A 16,529-nucleotide genomic window follows, 5' to 3' on the forward strand; every position below is an offset into this window, starting at 1 on the left:
CCGATGGCCCTTTCCCGGCGCACAGGGCAGCGGTTCCAGGCCTCGATCTGGCCCGGGTTTGTCGATGCGATGACCGGGCTGCTTCTGGTGCTGATGTTTGTGCTGACCATCTTCATGGTGGTCCAGTTTGTGCTGCGAGAGACAATCACCGGCCAGGAAAGCGAGCTGGATGAGCTCTCCGCCGAAGTCAGCGCGCTGGCCTCCGCGCTGGGGCTGGAAGAGCGTGAAAACAGCCGCCTGAACGCCCGGCTGGGGGCGCTGACCTCGACGCTCAACACCGCTGAACAAGACTTGGAACAGGCCCGCAGCCTGATCACCTCTCTGACCGCGGAACGCGACCGGCAGGCGGGCGAACTGGCCGAGGCCGCCAGCCGCATCACCAGTTTCGAGGCGCAGGTGGCCGCCCTGATCGCCAGCCGCGATGCCGCGCAGGCCCGGGTGGCGGACCTGAGCGCCGAACGCGAAAGCCTGGAGGCGGCGCGTGCGGCTCTGCTGAGTGAACAGGAGGCGCTGAACCTGGCGCTGGCCCAGGCCCGCGGTGAGATTGATGCCCAGGCAGAGGCCGCCCGGCTGGCCGCGGCAGAGCGGGAGGCGATGGAGGCCCTGATCGCCAGCCTAGAGGCGGAGGAGGCCGCGAATTCCAAGGAAATAGCAGGTCTTCAGGAACAGCTGAGCGCCGAGGAAGCGGCCCGGATGGTGGAAGCCGCCGCCGCCGAAGCGCTGCGCGAAAAACTGCAATCGGCAGATGCCGAGCTCACCGCGATGACCCTGGCGCTGGAGGCGCAGCGGCAGGAGGCGGAGGACACCCTGACATTGCTCGCCGCAGCCGAGGCCGCAAAGAAGCAGCTGGACACACAATTGTCCGAACTGGAAACGGCCCGTGCAGGCGCTGATGCCGAAGCGGGGCGGCTGGCGGCGGAGCTGGCAGAGGCTAAGGCCGCGCTGGCGGCGGCGGAAACCCAGGCCAGCGAGCTGGACGTGTTGCGCCAGCGGCTGCTGGCGGCCGTCGCCGCGCAGGAAACCGCAGAGGCCAGCGCCGCCGAGCAGCTGAGCAGCGCCGAAGAACGCGCAGCCCTGCTGGCGCAGGCGCGCTCGGCGCTGTCGGAGGAGCAGGCCCTGTCCGAGGAGGCCCGCCGCGAAACCGCACTGCTGAACCAGCAGGTGGCCGCTCTGCGCGAGCAACTGGGCGGGCTTCAGGCCATTCTGGATGACTACCAGGCCCGCGACGCCGCCCAGCAGGTGCAGCTGCAGAACCTGGGCCAGGATCTGAACGCAGCCTTGGCCCGTGCCGCATCAGAGGAGCGCAGGCGGCGGCTGCTGGAGGAGCAGGAGCGCAAGCGGCTGGAAGCCGAGGCCGAGGCACTGGCCAGCAAGGCGCAGGATCTGGAGCGCTACCGGTCGGAGTTCTTTGGCCGTCTGCGCGACCTTTTGGGCACTCAGGAGGGCGTGCGCATCCAGGGCGACCGCTTTGTCTTTGCCTCCGAGGTGCTGTTCACCCCGGGCAGCGCCACCCTGTCGCCGGAGGGGCGGGTGGAAATCGCCAAGGTGGTGTCGATCCTGCAAAGCGTGGTGGCGGCGATCCCGCCGGAGATCAACTGGATCATCCGGGTTGACGGCCACACCGATGACACGCCTTTGGGGGCGCATCCGAAATTTGCCGATAACTGGGAGCTCAGCCAGGGGCGGGCGCTGTCGGTGGTGCGTTACATGGTGGAGGCGCTGGGGGTGCCGCCGTCGCGTCTGGCGGCCAACGGCTTTGGCGAGTACCAGCCGGTGAACCCGGCGGACACACCGCAGGCGCGCGCGCAGAACCGCCGGATTGAGCTGAAATTCACCGAGAAATGACCGAAAGCATCGCGCCTGGCGCTTGGCTTGCGCTCAGGCCGCCGCCTGCGGGCGCGCGCGGGACCTGCGGCATGCGGCCGACGGCAGGTGCAACCCGCTTCACTAATGGAGACAAGCTACTAGTTACACACGGGTTGCGGCCCCACCGGGCAGTAGGGCTCCTCTAAAACTATTGCGAATTCGGGAGTTATCAACTTTTCGCCGTGAAACGCGGCGCAAGGGGCGGTGGCTTCACCCGCAACCAGGGGGGCTCCCGCCCGGTGCCTGGCCGCCCCAGTGGGACGTCCGCACCTGTTGGGCCGGGCATCTGCCGGGGCTGGCGCCCCGGCAGATGCGGAACCGCTATTCATCCGGTGTCATTGCAAGGCGCCCGCAAGCGTCATGCTGCTGCTGAAACTGTCCACCTCGCTGCCGCCGCGCAGCAGCCGGGCCGTTCCGGTATAGCTGCCCGCAGGCCAGGACCCGCCGCGCAACCGGCGGCCGGCGGCGCGGAAGAACTGCGCCTGGTCCTTATTCAGGGCCTCGCTGTGGGCAACAAGCTCGCCGCCGGGGCCGGTCACCGTCAGCTCCAGCGTGTCGCCGGCCTGGCCGCCAAAGGCGTAGGCCCAGAACACAAAAGCCGGCGCATCCGCGGCCAGCGGTGCCTGATCCGCGGTGCCGTCCTTAACGTCCTGGTATTGGGGAATGGCGGTGCTGAAGCCCGCGCCCAGCACCCCGCCGGGCTGGTAGGCCGGCGGATCGGCCCAGAGCGTCTGCCCGGACGGGCCGCCGCAGGTGCCCAAGCTGTCGGGGGCAAAGGGATCAACCACCGCGCCATCCTTGCGGACGGATAGATGCAGGTGCGGAAACTGGGTCTTGCCGGAGAGGCCAACCTCGCCCAGCACGTCGCCGGCCCTGACCTTCATCCCGCTTTGGACCCGGACCGAGCCGCGCTTCATGTGGCAATACTGGGTTTCCCAGCCGCCGCCGTGGCGGAGCACGACGCCGTTGCCGCATTCCCTGCCGTCGATCCCGTCCGCGTTTGCATCCGTCGCGTACTGATCCGGCATTGTATTGCGGGTTCCGAGGACAACGCCATCTGCGGCGGCAAGCACCGCGGCACCGGACCGCATGTCCGCGAGATAGGGCAGGGCGATATCCGTCCCCTTGTGGCCCTCATAGCTGAGGGTGCCGCAGGTGAAATCCGCAGCCCCCGGTCCCGGATCATGGTCCACGAACTGCTGGATATGGCAGTCCTGGCCCAAGGTGCAGTCCAGCGGGAACTGCAAACGAAAATCGCCCGCCGCGGCGGGCGCGGCGAGCGATATAGCAATCAGAAGCCCTGCAGGGCGCATCAGTCCGCGGTCAGCAGCGGCGGCTTGTCGCCGGAAATCCGCGGGTTACTGGGGCCTTCCAGGCGCAGTTCCAGCTTGCCGTCCTTGATGCCAACCTTGACGACACCGCCCTTGGTCAGCTTGCCGAACAGCAGCTCCTCGGCCAGCGGCTTTTTGATGTGCTCCTGGATCACCCGGCCCAGAGGCCGCGCGCCCATCCGGTCGTCGTAGCCCTTGTCGGCCAGCCATTCGGCCGCCTTGCGGGTCAGCTCGATCGAGACATTGCGGTCCATCAGCTGCGCTTCCAGCTGCAGGACGAACTTCTCGACCACCTGCAGGATCACCTCTTTGCCCAGCGGCGCGAAGGAGATCACCGCGTCCAGACGGTTGCGGAACTCCGGCGTGAAAGTGCGCTCGATGGCAGCGGTGTCCTCGCCCTCGCGGCGGTCGCGGCCAAAGCCGATGGCGGCCTTTGCCATGTCAGAGGCGCCCGCGTTCGAGGTCATGATCAGGATCACATTGCGGAAGTTCACGGTCCGGCCGTTGTGGTCGGTCAGCTGGCCGTTGTCCATCACCTGCAGCAGGATGTTGTAGACATCCGGATGCGCCTTCTCGATCTCGTCAAGCAGCAGCACGCAGTGCGGGTGCTGGTCGACACCGTCAGTCAGCAGGCCGCCCTGGTCGAAACCGACATAGCCCGGAGGCGCGCCGATCAGACGGGAGACCGCGTGTTTCTCCATGTACTCGGACATGTCAAACCGCAGCAGCTCAACGCCCAGCTGGTCTGCCAGCTGCTTGGCCACCTCGGTCTTGCCGACGCCGGTCGGGCCTGCAAACAGGTAGTTGCCAATCGGCTTCTCCGGTTCGCGCAGGCCGGCACGGGCCAGCTTGATGGCGCTCGACAGGGCGGTGATTGCATCGTCCTGGCCGAAGACCACGCGCTTCAGCGACTTCTCCAGATCCTTCAGCACCTCGGCATCGTCCTTGGAGACGTTCTTGGGCGGGATGCGGGCGATTTTCGCGACGACAGCCTCGATCTCCTTGACGCCGATGGTCTTGCGGCGCTTGCTTTCGATGATCAGATGCTGCGCGGCGCCGGCCTCGTCAATGACGTCAATCGCCTTGTCCGGAAGCTTGCGGTCGTTGATGTAGCGCGCCGACAGCTCCACCGCGGTCTTGATCGCGTCGCCGGTGAACTTGATGCCGTGATGCTCCTCGAAATAGGGTTTCAGCCCCTTCAGGATCTCGATGGAGTCTTCCACCGACGGCTCGTTCACGTCGATCTTCTGGAACCGGCGGGACAGGGCGCGGTCCTTCTCGAAGTGCTGGCGGAACTCCTTGTAGGTGGTGGAGCCCATGGTGCGCAGCTTGCCGCCTTGCAGCGCAGGTTTCAGCAGGTTGGACGCATCCATGGCGCCGCCGGAGGTGGCACCTGCACCGATCACGGTGTGAATCTCGTCGATGAACAGCACCGCGTCCGGGTGCTCCTCCAGCTCGGAGACCACCGCCTTCAGCCGTTCCTCGAAATCGCCGCGGTAGCGGGTGCCGGCCAGCAATGCGCCCATGTCGAGCGAGTAGATGGTGGTTTCCGACAGGATATCCGGGGTTTCACCGGAGACGATGCGGCGCGCCAGGCCTTCAGCGATGGCAGTCTTGCCGACGCCGGGGTCGCCCACCAGCAGCGGGTTGTTCTTGCGGCGGCGGCACAGCACCTGGATGCAGCGCTCCACCTCGTGATCGCGGCCGATCAGCGGGTCGATGTCGCCGTCGCGGGACTTGGCGTTCAGGTCGACGCAGTATTTCGCAAGCGCGCTTTCCTTCTTCTCGCCTTCGGGCGCGGTGGTCAGGTTGTCCTCTTCCTGGTCCGTCGCGCCGGTGACCGGACGGGATTCCCCGTAGGCCGGGTCCTTGGCAACGCCGTGGGCGATGAAGTTCACCGCGTCATAACGGGTCATCTCCTGGTCCTGCAGGAAGTAGGCGGCATCGCTTTCGCGCTCGGCAAAGATCGCCACCAGCACATTGGCGCCTGTCACCTCGGTCCGGCCGGAGCTTTGAACGTGGATCGCGGCGCGCTGAATGACGCGCTGGAAGGCGGCGGTCGGCACCGCCTCGGATCCGTCTATGTCGGTGACCAGATTGGCAAGATCCTCATCCACGAATTCCACCAGGGAGGATCGCAATTCGGTCAGGTCGACACTGCAGGCGCGCATCACGCGGGCCGCGTCGGGCTCGTCGATCAGGGCCAGAAGCAGATGTTCCAGGGTTGCGAATTCATGACGGCGTTCATTCGCCAGCGCCAGCGCTGCGTGAATGGCCTGTTCCAGGGTGCTCGAGAATGAAGGCACGGGCGTGCTCCTCTGATCTTGGGTTGGCCGGCGGGGCGGTATTAACCAACCCCTCAGTTCAACCATGTGCTTATATGGTTAGAGTTTGGTTGATAGCGCGCCGGCTTCAAGGGCTTTTCTTCATTTTGGGGTCACAATTATTTTCTCCCTGTGGCGCCGTGATGCCCTTGAACTGCTCAGAAATTGTCCTTGCGCTTGCGGATTTCGGCGAAAACTGCTGCGTCTTCAGCATCTTCCATGCCCAGATGCGCTCTCACGGCACTGTCACCCGCGCGCAGGAATGGATTGGTGCCGAGTTCCAGCTGCAGGGACGAAGGCACTGTCGGGACGCCGTTTTCACGGGCCTTTGCGATATCCCTGATGCGATCCTGCAACGCCGGGTTGCCCGGGTCCACGGTGGCCGCAAATGCACCGTTGGACCGGGTGTATTCATGCCCTGAGTAAACCATAGTTTGCGGCGGCAGCGCGGCAAGACGCGACAGGCTGGCCCACATCTGCTGCGGCGTGCCCTCAAACAGCCGCCCGCAGCCCAGTGCCATCAGGCTGTCCGCAGTAAACACGGCTTCAGCGCCGGGAATGTAATAGGCGATGTGGCCCACCGTGTGGCCGGAGACATCCATCACCTGCACCTCTTCACCCAGCAGGGAGAATGCGCCGCCATCCTCGACCGCCATGTCCAGCGGCGGCAGCCGGTGCGCGTCTGCCTTGGCGCCAACCACCTTGGCGCCATAGGCATCCCGCAGCTCTGCCACGCCATCCACATGGTCCCAATGATGGTGAGTCAGCAGGATCCAGTCCAGCCCCCAGCCGCGTTCCGCCAGCGCGGCCTTGACCGCACCGGCTTCGGGCGCATCCACCAGCGCGGTCTCGCCCGAGCCCGGATTATGGATCAAAAAGGCATAGTTATCGGACAGGCAGGGCAGGGTGATGATCTCAAGAGGCATGGTCATTCGCCTTTACATTGCTAAACTGCGCCCAGATTGGCCGAAGCAGCAGGCGCCCGCAATGCATCTTGATGTTCAGGATCTGAGGAACTTCTATTACCGCAGCACGCTGGGCCGCGCGGCGCAGGCGTCTATCCGCGGCCGCCTGCTGGAGCTGTGGCCGGAAGCCGAGGGGCTGACGGTTGCGGGCTTCGGCTTTGCTGCGCCGCTCTTGCGCCCCTACCTGCCTGAGGCGCGCCGGGTGATGGCGCTGATGCCGGGTCCGCAGGGGGTAATGCAGTGGCCCGCGGGGATGCCCAATGTCTCGGTCCTGTGCGAGGAGACCAGCTGGCCCATCGACACTGGCCGGGTCGACCGGCTGGTGGTTCTGCACGGTCTGGAAACCTCCGAACGCCCCTCCCGCCTGCTGGAGGAATGCTGGCGGGTGCTGGGGCCGGGCGGGCGGGCGATTTTCATCGTGCCGAACCGGGCCGGGTTCTGGGCGCGCTCGGATCTGACCCCTTTCGGCTATGGCCGCCCCTACACGCTGCGCCAGCTCGAAGGCCAGCTGCGCGAGCATCAGTTCGCCATCGAGCAGCACACCGCGGCGCTTTACCGGCTGCCCAGCCACAAGCGGTTCTGGCTCAAATCCGGCGCCATGCTGGAAAAGATGGGCCGCAAACTGCCCGCGATGCTGGCCGGCGGGGTGTTCATGGTCGAGGTCAGCAAGCAGACCTACCCGCAAAAGGGCCACATGATCCGCACCAAGACCCCCAGCCGCATCCGGGTGCTGGAGGGGCTATCCAACCCGATGCCCGAACCGGCCTGACGTCGCGGCCGCCGATTTCGATTCCCTGAAACTGCCCAAGTGGCCCCATGACTGCGCCAAAAGCGGCCTCAGCACCGATATGTGACGTTTTTTGGCGCAAATGCCGCTTTCCGGAATTGCAAAATCCTGCAGTTCAGCCGCACTTTTTTAATTACCGACTGTGGTCAAAGGGCCGCACTTCCCGCAAGTCATTGAAAACACGTGAAACATGCTTTCATCTGTTACCGTTATAGGCAGTTGATAGGTCGCATCCGCTCTGCTAGACCCACGCTGATTTCAACGCCCCGCTGCCAATGGGGGATGACTCACGCCCCCGGACGCCTCCTGAAGCCAGGTATGCCAACCGGGGCCAAAAACATATCGGAAGGGTGGACGTGTCCGAACCAGCTTCGATTTCTGCAGGCATTGCTGCGCGCTATGCCACGGCGGTGTTCGACATCGCTGAAGAAAACAAGGCGCTCGACAGCCTTGAAACCAGCATCAATGACCTGGCAGCCGCGCTGGCTGACAGCAAAGACCTCAACAGCCTGATCCACTCGCCGCTCGTGTCGCGCGAAGAGCAGGGCGCCGCGATCACCGCGGTGGCAGACAAGATGGGCCTGGAGCCCGTCCTGCGCAATACCCTTGCCCTGATGGCCGACAAACGCCGCCTGTTCGTGGTGCCCGCGATGATCGAGGCGCTGCGCGCCCGTCTGGCCGAAGCCCGCGGCGAAGTCACCGCCGAAGTGGTGTCCGCCAAGGCGCTGACCAAGACCCAGAGCGAAAAGCTGGCCAAGACTTTGGCTGAGCGCGTGGGCAAGAAAGTCACCATCAATGCCACCGTCGATGCGTCCATCATCGGCGGTCTCGTCGTTAAAGTGGGCTCGAAGATGATCGACAGCTCGATCCGCTCCAAGCTCAACTCCCTACAGAATGCAATGAAAGAGGTCGGATAAATGGGTATCCAAGCAGCAGAGATTTCTGCGATCCTGAAAGACCAGATCAAGAATTTTGGTCAAGAAGCCGAAGTGGCAGAAATCGGCCGCGTGCTGTCCGTTGGTGACGGTATTGCCCGCGTTTACGGCCTCGACAATGTTCAGGCCGGTGAAATGGTCGAATTCCCGGGCGGCATCATGGGCATGGCGCTGAACCTGGAAAACGACAACGTCGGTGTGGTTATCTTCGGCTCCGACCGCGACATTAAAGAAGGCGACACCGTCAAGCGCACCAACTCGATCGTGGACGTTCCGGCCGGCCCCGAGCTGCTGGGCCGCGTTGTCGACGGTCTGGGCAACCCGCTGGACGGCAAGGGCCCGATCAACGCCTCCCAGCGTCTGGTTGCAGACGTCAAGGCGCCCGGCATCATCCCGCGTAAATCGGTGCACGAGCCGATGGCAACCGGCCTCAAGTCCGTTGACGCGATGATCCCGATCGGCCGCGGCCAGCGTGAGCTGATCATCGGCGACCGTCAGACCGGTAAAACCGCCGTGGCTCTGGACACCATCCTGAACCAGAAAACCTACAACGACGCCGCAGGCGACGACGAGTCCAAGAAACTGTACTGCGTCTACGTTGCTGTCGGCCAGAAGCGTTCGACCGTTGCCCAGCTGGTGAAGAAGCTGGAAGAAGCCGGCGCGATGGAATACTCCATCGTTGTGGCCGCAACCGCGTCCGACCCGGCGCCGCTGCAGTTCCTGGCGCCCTACGCCGCAACCGCGATGGCCGAATACTTCCGCGACAACGGCAAGCACGCGCTGATCATCTATGATGACCTGTCCAAGCAGGCCGTGGCCTACCGCCAGATGTCCCTGCTGCTGCGCCGTCCGCCGGGACGTGAAGCCTATCCGGGCGACGTTTTCTACCTGCACTCCCGCCTGCTGGAGCGTTCGGCCAAGCTGAACGAAGACTTCGGCGCCGGCTCGCTGACCGCTCTGCCGGTTATTGAGACCCAGGGCGGCGACGTGTCCGCGTTTATTCCGACCAACGTGATCTCGATCACCGACGGCCAGATCTTCCTGGAAACCGAACTGTTCTACCAGGGCATCCGCCCCGCCGTAAACACCGGTCTGTCGGTTTCGCGTGTGGGCTCCTCGGCCCAGACCAACGCGATGAAGACCGTTGCAGGCCCGGTGAAACTGTCCCTGGCCCAGTACCGCGAGATGGCGGCCTTTGCCCAGTTCGGCTCCGACCTCGACGCCGCCACCCAGCAGCTGCTGGCCCGTGGCGCCCGTCTGACCGAGCTGATGAAGCAGCCGCAGTACTCGCCGCTGACCAACGCGGAAATCGTCTGCGTCATCTTCGCCGGCACCAACGGCTACCTCGACAAGGTCGACCTCAAGGACGTCGGCCGCTGGGAAGCAGGTCTGCTGGCGCACATGCGCGGCAAAGGCAAAGAGACCCTGGACTGGATCACCAACGAAGATCCCAAGATCAAGGGCGACGCCGCTGACAAACTCAAGGCTGCGATCGACGAATACGCCGCCACCTTCGCATAAGGAGAGAGTCGGGACATGCCTTCTCTCAAGGACCTTAAAAACAGGATCGAGTTGGTCAAATCGACCCGCAAGATCACAAAAGCCATGCAAATGGTGGCCGCGGCGAAACTTCGCCGCGCCCAGGAAGCTGCCGAGGATTCCCGGCCCTACACCAAGCGGTTCAATGCCGTGATGGCGGGGCTGGCGGCCTCGGTCGGCGGCTCCGACTCCGCGCCCAAGCTGCTCCGCGGCACCGGCTCGGACCAGGTGCACCTGCTGGTCGTGATGACTGCCGAGCGCGGTCTGTGCGGCGGCTTCAACTCGAACATTGCCAAGCTCGCCCGCCAAAAGGCGGCCGAGCTGAAGGCCGCGGGCAAGACGGTCAAGATCCTGACCGTCGGCAAAAAGGGCCGCGACGCCCTGAAACGCGACCTGGGCGATGATTTCGTCGGCCATGTGGACCTCAGCGAAGTCAAGCGCGTCGGCTATGCCAACGCGCAGGCGATCGCCAAGGACATCCTGACCCGGTTCGATGCTGGTGAATTCGACGTTGCCACGATCTTCTACTCGGAGTTCGTCAACGTGGTGACCCAGATCCCGACCGCGCAGCAGATCATCCCGGCTTCGTTTGAAGCTGAGGAAGGCGAAAGCTCTGGCGCTGTCTACGACTACGAACCCGGCGAAGAGCAGATCCTGGCGGACCTGCTGCCGCGCGGCGTGGCGACCCAGATCTTCTCGGGCCTGCTTGAAAACGGTGCATCCGAACAGGGTGCCCGGATGAGCGCGATGGACAACGCGACCCGCAACGCGGGCGAGATGATCGACAAGCTGACCATCGAGTTCAACCGGTCGCGCCAAGCCGTGATCACCAACGAGCTGATTGAAATCATTTCGGGCGCTGAGGCGCTCTAAGAGACAACCGGAGACCAACAAATGGCACAAGCAAAAGGCAAGGTGACCCAGATCATCGGCGCCGTTGTGGACGTCCAGTTCGACGACCACCTGCCCGCAATTCTGAACGCGCTGCACACCGAGAACGAGGGCAAGACCCTGGTTCTGGAAGTGGCCCAGCACCTGGGTGAAAACACCGTCCGCACCATCGCAATGGACGCAACCGAAGGCCTGGTCCGCGGCCGGGAAGTGACCGACACCGGTTCCCCGATCTCGATCCCGGTCGGCAACGCAACCCTGGGCCAAATCCTGAACGTCGTCGGCGAGCCGGTGGACGAGAAGGGCCCGGTCAACGCGACCGAGACCCGCGCAATCCACCAGCCCGCGCCCGAGTTCAGCGACCAGTCGACCGAGTCCGAAGTCCTGGTGACCGGCATTAAGGTGATCGACCTGCTGGCCCCGTACTCCAAGGGCGGCAAGATCGGCCTGTTCGGCGGCGCCGGCGTGGGCAAGACCGTTCTGATCATGGAACTGATCAACAACATCGCAAAAGTGCACTCCGGCTACTCGGTGTTCGCGGGTGTTGGCGAGCGGACCCGTGAAGGCAACGACCTGTACTGGGAAATGATCGAATCCAACGTGATCAAGCCGGACAACCTGGAAGAATCTCAGGTGGCTCTGGTTTACGGTCAGATGAACGAGCCTCCGGGAGCCCGTGCCCGTGTTGCGCTGACCGGCCTGACCCTGGCCGAGCAGTTCCGCGACCAGTCCGGCACCGACGTTCTGTTCTTCGTGGACAACATCTTCCGCTTCACCCAGGCAGGCTCGGAAGTGTCCGCTCTGCTCGGCCGTATCCCCTCCGCTGTGGGCTACCAGCCGACCCTGGCCACCGACATGGGCGCCATGCAGGAGCGTATTACCTCCACCAAGAACGGCTCGATCACCTCGATCCAGGCCGTCTACGTTCCCGCGGACGACCTTACCGACCCGGCACCGGCAACCACCTTTGCCCACCTGGACGCGACCACCGTTCTTAACCGTGCGATCTCCGAGCTGGGCATCTACCCGGCCGTGGACCCGCTGGACTCCACCTCGCGTCTGATGGACCCGGCGATCGTTGGCGAAGAGCACTATGCGGTTGCTTCCGACGTTCAGCAGATCCTCCAGCGCTACAAGTCGCTGCAGGACATCATCGCCATCCTCGGCATGGACGAACTGTCGGAAGAGGACAAGCTGACCGTTGCGCGTGCGCGTAAGATCCAGCGTTTCCTGTCCCAGCCGTTCGACGTTGCGAAGGTCTTCACCGGCTCCGACGGTGTTCAGGTTCCGCTGGAAGACACCATCTCGTCGTTCAAGGCTGTTGTGGCCGGCGAATACGACCACCTGCCCGAAGGCGCCTTCTACATGGTTGGCGGCATCGACGAAGTGATCGCCAAAGCCGAGAAGATGGCTGCGGAAGCCGCCTAAGAACGGATTTTCCCCCGCGCCTTTGCGTGCGGGGGAACCCTGAAAGGAGGCCCCAATGGCACAAACGATGCAATTCGACCTCGTGAGCCCCGAGCGCGCCCTGGCGTCGCTGCAGGCCAGCGCGGTTCAGATCCCCGGAGCCGAGGGTGACATGACGGCGATGCCTCAGCACGCGCCGACCATCACCACCCTGCGCCCCGGCGTGCTGAAGGTCGAAAGCCCGGAAGGCAACTCGGAGTATCTGGTGACCGGCGGTTTTGCCGAAATCGCAGGCGACAGCCTGTCGGTTCTGGCCGAACGCGCGATCCCGATGGCCGAGATGACCCGCGATCAGATGAACGCGCTGATCGAGGAAGCCCGCGAGATGTACAAGACCGCGAAAGAGGAAGACCAGCCGCACGGCCTGGTCGAGGACGCAGCCAAGCTGCTGGCCGACATGGAAGCCCTGGGCACCCATATGTCCCTCTGATCCAAACGCGGATTGGACAAATTGAAACCGGCTCCCTTTGGGGGCCGGTTTTCTTTTGGGGGGGCAGGTGGCCTTAGAAGAGAGGCCGTGATCTTGTACGCTTCCAAGGGAACTGTGCGTATTAGGCGCTACACGGTGAAATCACCGCCTGTTGCGCTTGTACAGCCGACAGCTTCTTCCGGAACGATCCTTACTACGGCGTCAGTCGTTTACTTGCCAAGACAGCACTCGCTGAATGAACCCTGCCTTGGCGGCGGTGTAGCTGGCCCGATCGTCGGGCAGTGCGGCAGCCAAGTCTGTCTTTAAGCGTCCATACTGCGTGCGCAGATCTGCATTCGACCTCAGAATCCAACGGAATTTCAGATAGGCGTCCCATTGGGGGTCACCTTTTAGGATAACATGCATGTGAACAGTTCGAACGCCGGGAGAGGACTCCAGTACAAAAAAATGGCCACCTTGTTCGCCGTGGTTTCCTCGGTATGAGTACCCTTTTGAGCATAGGAAGGACTTCAAGTTCGGAATGATCGCGGATTGCCGCACGAGCAAAGCGATATCGAGGATTGGTTTTGCCGGCAAACCCTTCACCGACGTGCTGCCCACATGTTCGACATAGAACTCGCGAGAAATTGGGATCGCCGCCAATCGCTTTCGTTCATTCTGAAAGGCTTGTTTCCAAGAATCATGATGCGATCTCAACTCGACGACGCCCTTGTTCAGGCCCAAAGTCATCTGTTCAACTTTCATGATGCAGTTTCCTTCTTATGAGCGCACCCGTGTGAACTGCATCCTTCTTCCGCAAGTGATCACATGCAATTATGGCGGCTGGGCTTGGGGACACAGGAAACGGTAGGATCTTATCTGACCTTAGTCTGGCGCGTGCCGTTATGTTTGGCTGCGGGCAACCATCCTAACTCTGTTTTTCCCGGATTACCGCGCCAATCGTATCAGCCTTAACCCAATTCTCATCAATTTTCCAAAAAGTCGACGGGAACCATCAATATACCCAACCAGCAGGATTTCCCGTGACCGATTGGACCTCCGGCTATGTCGCCGGCATCGACTACACCTTTGATTTTCACTGCCAGCTGACGCCGGCTCTGCTGGCGTTCGGCGCTATGCGCCAGGGGCACCGGCACGGGCTGGACAAGGCCAGGCTCTCCTATTGCGAGCTGGGCTGCGGCCAGGGGTTCTCGGCCAATCTGCTGGCAGCCGCCAATCCGCATATCGACTTTCACGCTATGGACTTCAGCCCCGCGCATATCGCCGGCGCGGCCGAACTGGCGCAGGAGGCGGGGCTGGAGAATGTGCATTTCCATGAACGCAGCTTCGAGGATTTCGGGCAAACCCCGGACCTGCCGGAGAGCTTCGACATCATCGCGCTGCACGGGGTCTACAGCTGGGTTTCCTTGGAAAACCGTCAGCATATCCTCCGCTTCATTGCTGAGCGGCTGCGGCCGGGCGGGCTGGTTTACGTCAGCAGCAACGCGCAGCCGGGCTGGGCTGCGGCGATGCCGCTGCGCCGCCTGCTTGCCAGCCGGGCAGAGCAGGGCAGCGGCCCGCTGGCCAAGCGGATCCAGGATGCCATGGCGTTTGCCCGCCAGCTGAACGCGGCCGGCGCGGGGTTCTTTGCCAGCAACCCGGCCGCCGCCAAGCGGCTCAAGCACATGGACGCGATGCCCGCCAACTATCTGGCGCATGAATATTTCAACAAGGACTGGACGCCGTTCCACTTCGAGGATCTGGCGGCGGAACTGGCAGGCGCCAAGCTCAGCTTTGCAGGCTCGGTGCATCCGCTCGACAATATCGACAGTGTCCGCTTCACGCCGCAGCAGCAGGCGCTGCTGGAGGCTGAGCCGGACCCGGACCGCCGCGAGGGCCTGCGGGATGTGCTGCTGAACGAGCATTTCCGCACCGACATCTTTGTGAAGGGCAAGCTGGCGCATACTCCGCGCGGCGAAATCGGTGCTTGGTTTGCAACGCCGTTTGCGCTCACCCGCACCTACAGCGGCGGCGCGCTCAAGTTCAATCACCGCGGCAGGGACCTGCCGCTGGAGCAGGAACAGTACGCGCCGGTTCTCAAGGCTCTGGCGAACGGCCCCGCAACGGTGCGCAGCCTGCTGGATCAGGGCGTGTTCGGCACCGTGGACTGGGGCAGCATCGCCCTCATGCTGTCAGCGCTGGCAAGCACCGGCTGTATCGCGCCGTGCCTGCCGCAGGAGGGGCTGGCGGAACGCGCCGCCGCCTGCCGTGCCTTCAACCAGGCCGTCTGCAAACGCGCAGAAGACAGCGAGGCCCTGCGCTTTCTCGCCTCGCCCGTCACCGGCGGCGGGGTGGAGCTTGACCGGTTTGAGCAGCTGTTCCTGCTGGCCCGCAGCGAGGGGCTGGAGACCCCGGCGGACTGGGCGGGCCTGGCCTGGCGCATCCTGGCGCCGCAGGGCCAGCGTCTGCAGCACGAGGGCCGGGTGCTGGAAACCGAAGAAGAGAACCTCGCCCTGCTGCGCGCCCGGGCCGGCAATTTCGCTGCCCGCCGCCTGCCGCTTCTGGAAAGCCTGGGCGTGACGCTTCAGGACAGCAGCGCTGCGCTGCAGGCCGGCGCAGCTGCGCCGGCACAGGGCGCCGCAGCCTGATTTCGCGGGCGCCGGCAGCGGTTCAGCAGCCGGCCCCGGACCGCCGCCGGAACGGCCGCAGGGCTGGCGCCGCATTAGCATTTTGACAAGCACTGGCGGTTAGACAGGACCCTGTAGAAAACTAACACTGACAGGAACTGAAACGTGTCCTTTGAAGACCGCACGCTGGCTGCTCCGGCAAGGAGCAAAGAAGCTTACTTTGCCTTGGACGAAGTGTTCTTTTCCCGAACCGATAGCCGCGGTGTTATCCGGGCCGGCAATGCGGTGTTCAGCCGGGTTGCCAAATACCCGCTGGAGGAGCTGCTGGGCGCGCCGCACAAGGTCATCCGCCATCCGGACATGCCCCGCGCCGTGTTCCAGCTTCTATGGGATACCATCAAGGACGGCGGCACCGTCGGCGCCTATGTCAAGAACCGCGCCAGCGACGGCAGCTTCTATTGGGTCTTTGCCATCGTCACCCCCTGCGAGGGCGGCTATTTGTCGGCGCGGATCAAGCCCACCAGCCCGCTGCTGCGCACGGTAGAGCAGGAGTACGCCAAGGTGCGCCAGGCCGAGCAGGCCGAGGGGCTGAGCCCGGAGGACAGCGCTGCGCTTCTGCTCGCCCGCCTGAAGGAGCTGGGCTTTGACACCTACAATGATTTTGCAGGTCACGCCCTGGCAGAGGAGCTGCTGGCGCGCGATGCCGGTCTCAACCGCCCGGCCTGCGCCCGGCTGGCGGAACGCCGCACGATGCACGCAACCGCCGGCACGCTGGTCGGGGAGACCGAGGCGCTGGTGCAGGAGTTCGAATCCATGCGCACCATCCCGCATAACCTGCGGGTGATCGCCTCGCGGATTGAACCGGCGGGCGGGCCGGTGACAGTTCTGTCGCAGAATTACAGCTCCATGTCCCGCGACATGTCCAGCTGGTTCGAGGCCCACGTCTGGGGCAAGGACAGCAATTTCCGGGCCATCAAGGGTACCGTGACGGCGGCGATCTTTGTCGAAGGGCTGGCGCGCATCCTGACCGAATGCGGCCACCAGCTCGACCAGGAGGACGGCTCCGCCTCCACCGACATCGCCCGCGAGCAGGCCATCCTGTCGGAGCTGACCGAAACCCAGTTCACCAAGGCCCGGGCCAGCCTGCACGACGTCCGCTTTGAGGCCGACCGCATCCAGAAGGCCTGCCTGACGCTGCACCGCCACTTCATGGCGCTCACCACCACCCGGGTGCTGTGCAAGATCGAATGCGCGCGGCTGGGCCACGTGGGGGAATCGCTGAACTCGATCATTGACGAGCTGGGCCAGTTCCAGGACCGGATCTCGGCACGGCTCGAAAGGATCTCTGAGCTGAGCACCGCACTCGCCTGCGAAGAGGGCTGAGCGGC

General features: G+C 63.9%; 13 protein-coding genes. 9 read left to right on the top strand and 4 right to left on the bottom strand.

The genetic code is table 11. The features are described from left to right. Positions 1-3: 3 nt before the first annotated feature. Entirely contained in the window at positions 4-1,845 is a 1,842-nt protein-coding gene (locus ACXAED_RS13465; RefSeq protein WP_475050568.1) for a peptidoglycan -binding protein, read from the top strand. A 356-nt stretch (positions 1,846-2,201) separates the two neighbouring features. Here ACXAED_RS13465 and ACXAED_RS13470 read toward each other — a convergent pair whose 3' ends face one another. The 3 genes from ACXAED_RS13470 to gloB form a co-directional block, all read right to left on the bottom strand. Beyond that, entirely contained in the window at positions 2,202-3,179 is a 978-nt protein-coding gene (locus tag ACXAED_RS13470; protein WP_475050569.1) for a M23 family metallopeptidase, read from the bottom strand. Continuing rightward, a complete protein-coding gene (gene clpA / locus ACXAED_RS13475) occupies positions 3,179-5,503 on the bottom strand; it encodes an ATP-dependent Clp protease ATP-binding subunit ClpA (RefSeq protein ID WP_475050571.1) in 2,325 nt (774 codons plus the stop codon). Before clpA ends, ACXAED_RS13470 begins: the two co-directional genes overlap by 1 nt. 176 nt (positions 5,504-5,679) lie before the next feature. Continuing rightward, positions 5,680-6,453: a hydroxyacylglutathione hydrolase gene (gloB, locus tag ACXAED_RS13480; RefSeq protein ID WP_475050573.1), complete on the bottom strand. Its 774-nt coding sequence runs from the start codon at positions 6,451-6,453 to the stop codon at positions 5,680-5,682. Between the two features lie 55 nt (positions 6,454-6,508). Between gloB and ACXAED_RS13485 the strand changes: the two genes are divergently transcribed. The 6 genes from ACXAED_RS13485 to ACXAED_RS13510 all read left to right on the top strand — a co-directional run bounded on the left by ACXAED_RS13485 (position 6,509) and on the right by ACXAED_RS13510 (position 12,535). Then, complete coding sequence (locus ACXAED_RS13485) at positions 6,509-7,255, top strand: class I SAM-dependent methyltransferase (RefSeq protein ID WP_475050575.1); 747 nt, start codon at positions 6,509-6,511, stop codon at positions 7,253-7,255. Positions 7,256-7,629: 374 nt separating this feature from the next. Further along, positions 7,630-8,190 (top strand): F0F1 ATP synthase subunit delta, encoded by a 561-nt coding sequence (locus ACXAED_RS13490; protein ID WP_475050576.1) that lies wholly within the window; start codon positions 7,630-7,632, stop codon positions 8,188-8,190. Next, positions 8,191-9,729 (top strand): F0F1 ATP synthase subunit alpha, encoded by a 1,539-nt coding sequence (gene atpA, locus ACXAED_RS13495; RefSeq protein ID WP_475050577.1) that lies wholly within the window; start codon positions 8,191-8,193, stop codon positions 9,727-9,729. A gap of 15 nt (positions 9,730-9,744) precedes the next feature. Further along, complete coding sequence (locus tag ACXAED_RS13500; protein WP_475050579.1) at positions 9,745-10,620, top strand: F0F1 ATP synthase subunit gamma; 876 nt, start codon at positions 9,745-9,747, stop codon at positions 10,618-10,620. A 21-nt stretch (positions 10,621-10,641) separates the two neighbouring features. Next, a complete protein-coding gene (gene atpD / locus ACXAED_RS13505) occupies positions 10,642-12,066 on the top strand; it encodes a F0F1 ATP synthase subunit beta (protein ID WP_475050582.1) in 1,425 nt (474 codons plus the stop codon). A 55-nt stretch (positions 12,067-12,121) separates the two neighbouring features. Then, positions 12,122-12,535: a F0F1 ATP synthase subunit epsilon gene (locus ACXAED_RS13510; protein WP_222507776.1), complete on the top strand. Its 414-nt coding sequence runs from the start codon at positions 12,122-12,124 to the stop codon at positions 12,533-12,535. A gap of 201 nt (positions 12,536-12,736) precedes the next feature. On the opposite strand, the gene ACXAED_RS13515 is transcribed toward ACXAED_RS13510, so the two are convergent. Then, entirely contained in the window at positions 12,737-13,279 is a 543-nt protein-coding gene (locus ACXAED_RS13515; RefSeq protein WP_475050585.1) for a GrpB family protein, read from the bottom strand. A 278-nt stretch (positions 13,280-13,557) separates the two neighbouring features. Between ACXAED_RS13515 and ACXAED_RS13520 the strand changes: the two genes are divergently transcribed. Beyond that, positions 13,558-15,162, top strand: coding sequence for a class I SAM-dependent methyltransferase (locus tag ACXAED_RS13520; protein WP_475050586.1), 1,605 nt, complete (start codon positions 13,558-13,560; stop codon positions 15,160-15,162). Between the two features lie 144 nt (positions 15,163-15,306). Continuing rightward, entirely contained in the window at positions 15,307-16,524 is a 1,218-nt protein-coding gene (locus tag ACXAED_RS13525) for a PAS domain-containing protein (RefSeq protein ID WP_475050589.1), read from the top strand. Positions 16,525-16,529 lie beyond the last annotated feature (5 nt).

It is taken from the genome of Leisingera sp. ABM4_103 (genome assembly GCF_056158685.1).

Bases quoted from the DNA above. Each gene is read 5' to 3' on its own strand.
- atpD (WP_475050582.1), top strand. From the start codon at position 10,642: ATGGCACAAGCAAAAGGCAAGGTGACCCAGATCATCGGCGCCGTTGTG.
- ACXAED_RS13485 (WP_475050575.1), top strand. From the start codon at position 6,509: ATGCATCTTGATGTTCAGGATCTGAGGAACTTCTATTACCGCAGCACG.
- ACXAED_RS13500 (WP_475050579.1), top strand. From the start codon at position 9,745: ATGCCTTCTCTCAAGGACCTTAAAAACAGGATCGAGTTGGTCAAATCG.
- ACXAED_RS13515 (WP_475050585.1), bottom strand. From the start codon at position 13,279: ATGAAAGTTGAACAGATGACTTTGGGCCTGAACAAGGGCGTCGTCGAG.
- ACXAED_RS13510 (WP_222507776.1), top strand. From the start codon at position 12,122: ATGGCACAAACGATGCAATTCGACCTCGTGAGCCCCGAGCGCGCCCTG.
- ACXAED_RS13465 (WP_475050568.1), top strand. From the start codon at position 4: ATGGCCCTTTCCCGGCGCACAGGGCAGCGGTTCCAGGCCTCGATCTGG.
- atpA (WP_475050577.1), top strand. From the start codon at position 8,191: ATGGGTATCCAAGCAGCAGAGATTTCTGCGATCCTGAAAGACCAGATC.
- ACXAED_RS13470 (WP_475050569.1), bottom strand. From the start codon at position 3,179: ATGCGCCCTGCAGGGCTTCTGATTGCTATATCGCTCGCCGCGCCCGCC.
- gloB (WP_475050573.1), bottom strand. From the start codon at position 6,453: ATGACCATGCCTCTTGAGATCATCACCCTGCCCTGCCTGTCCGATAAC.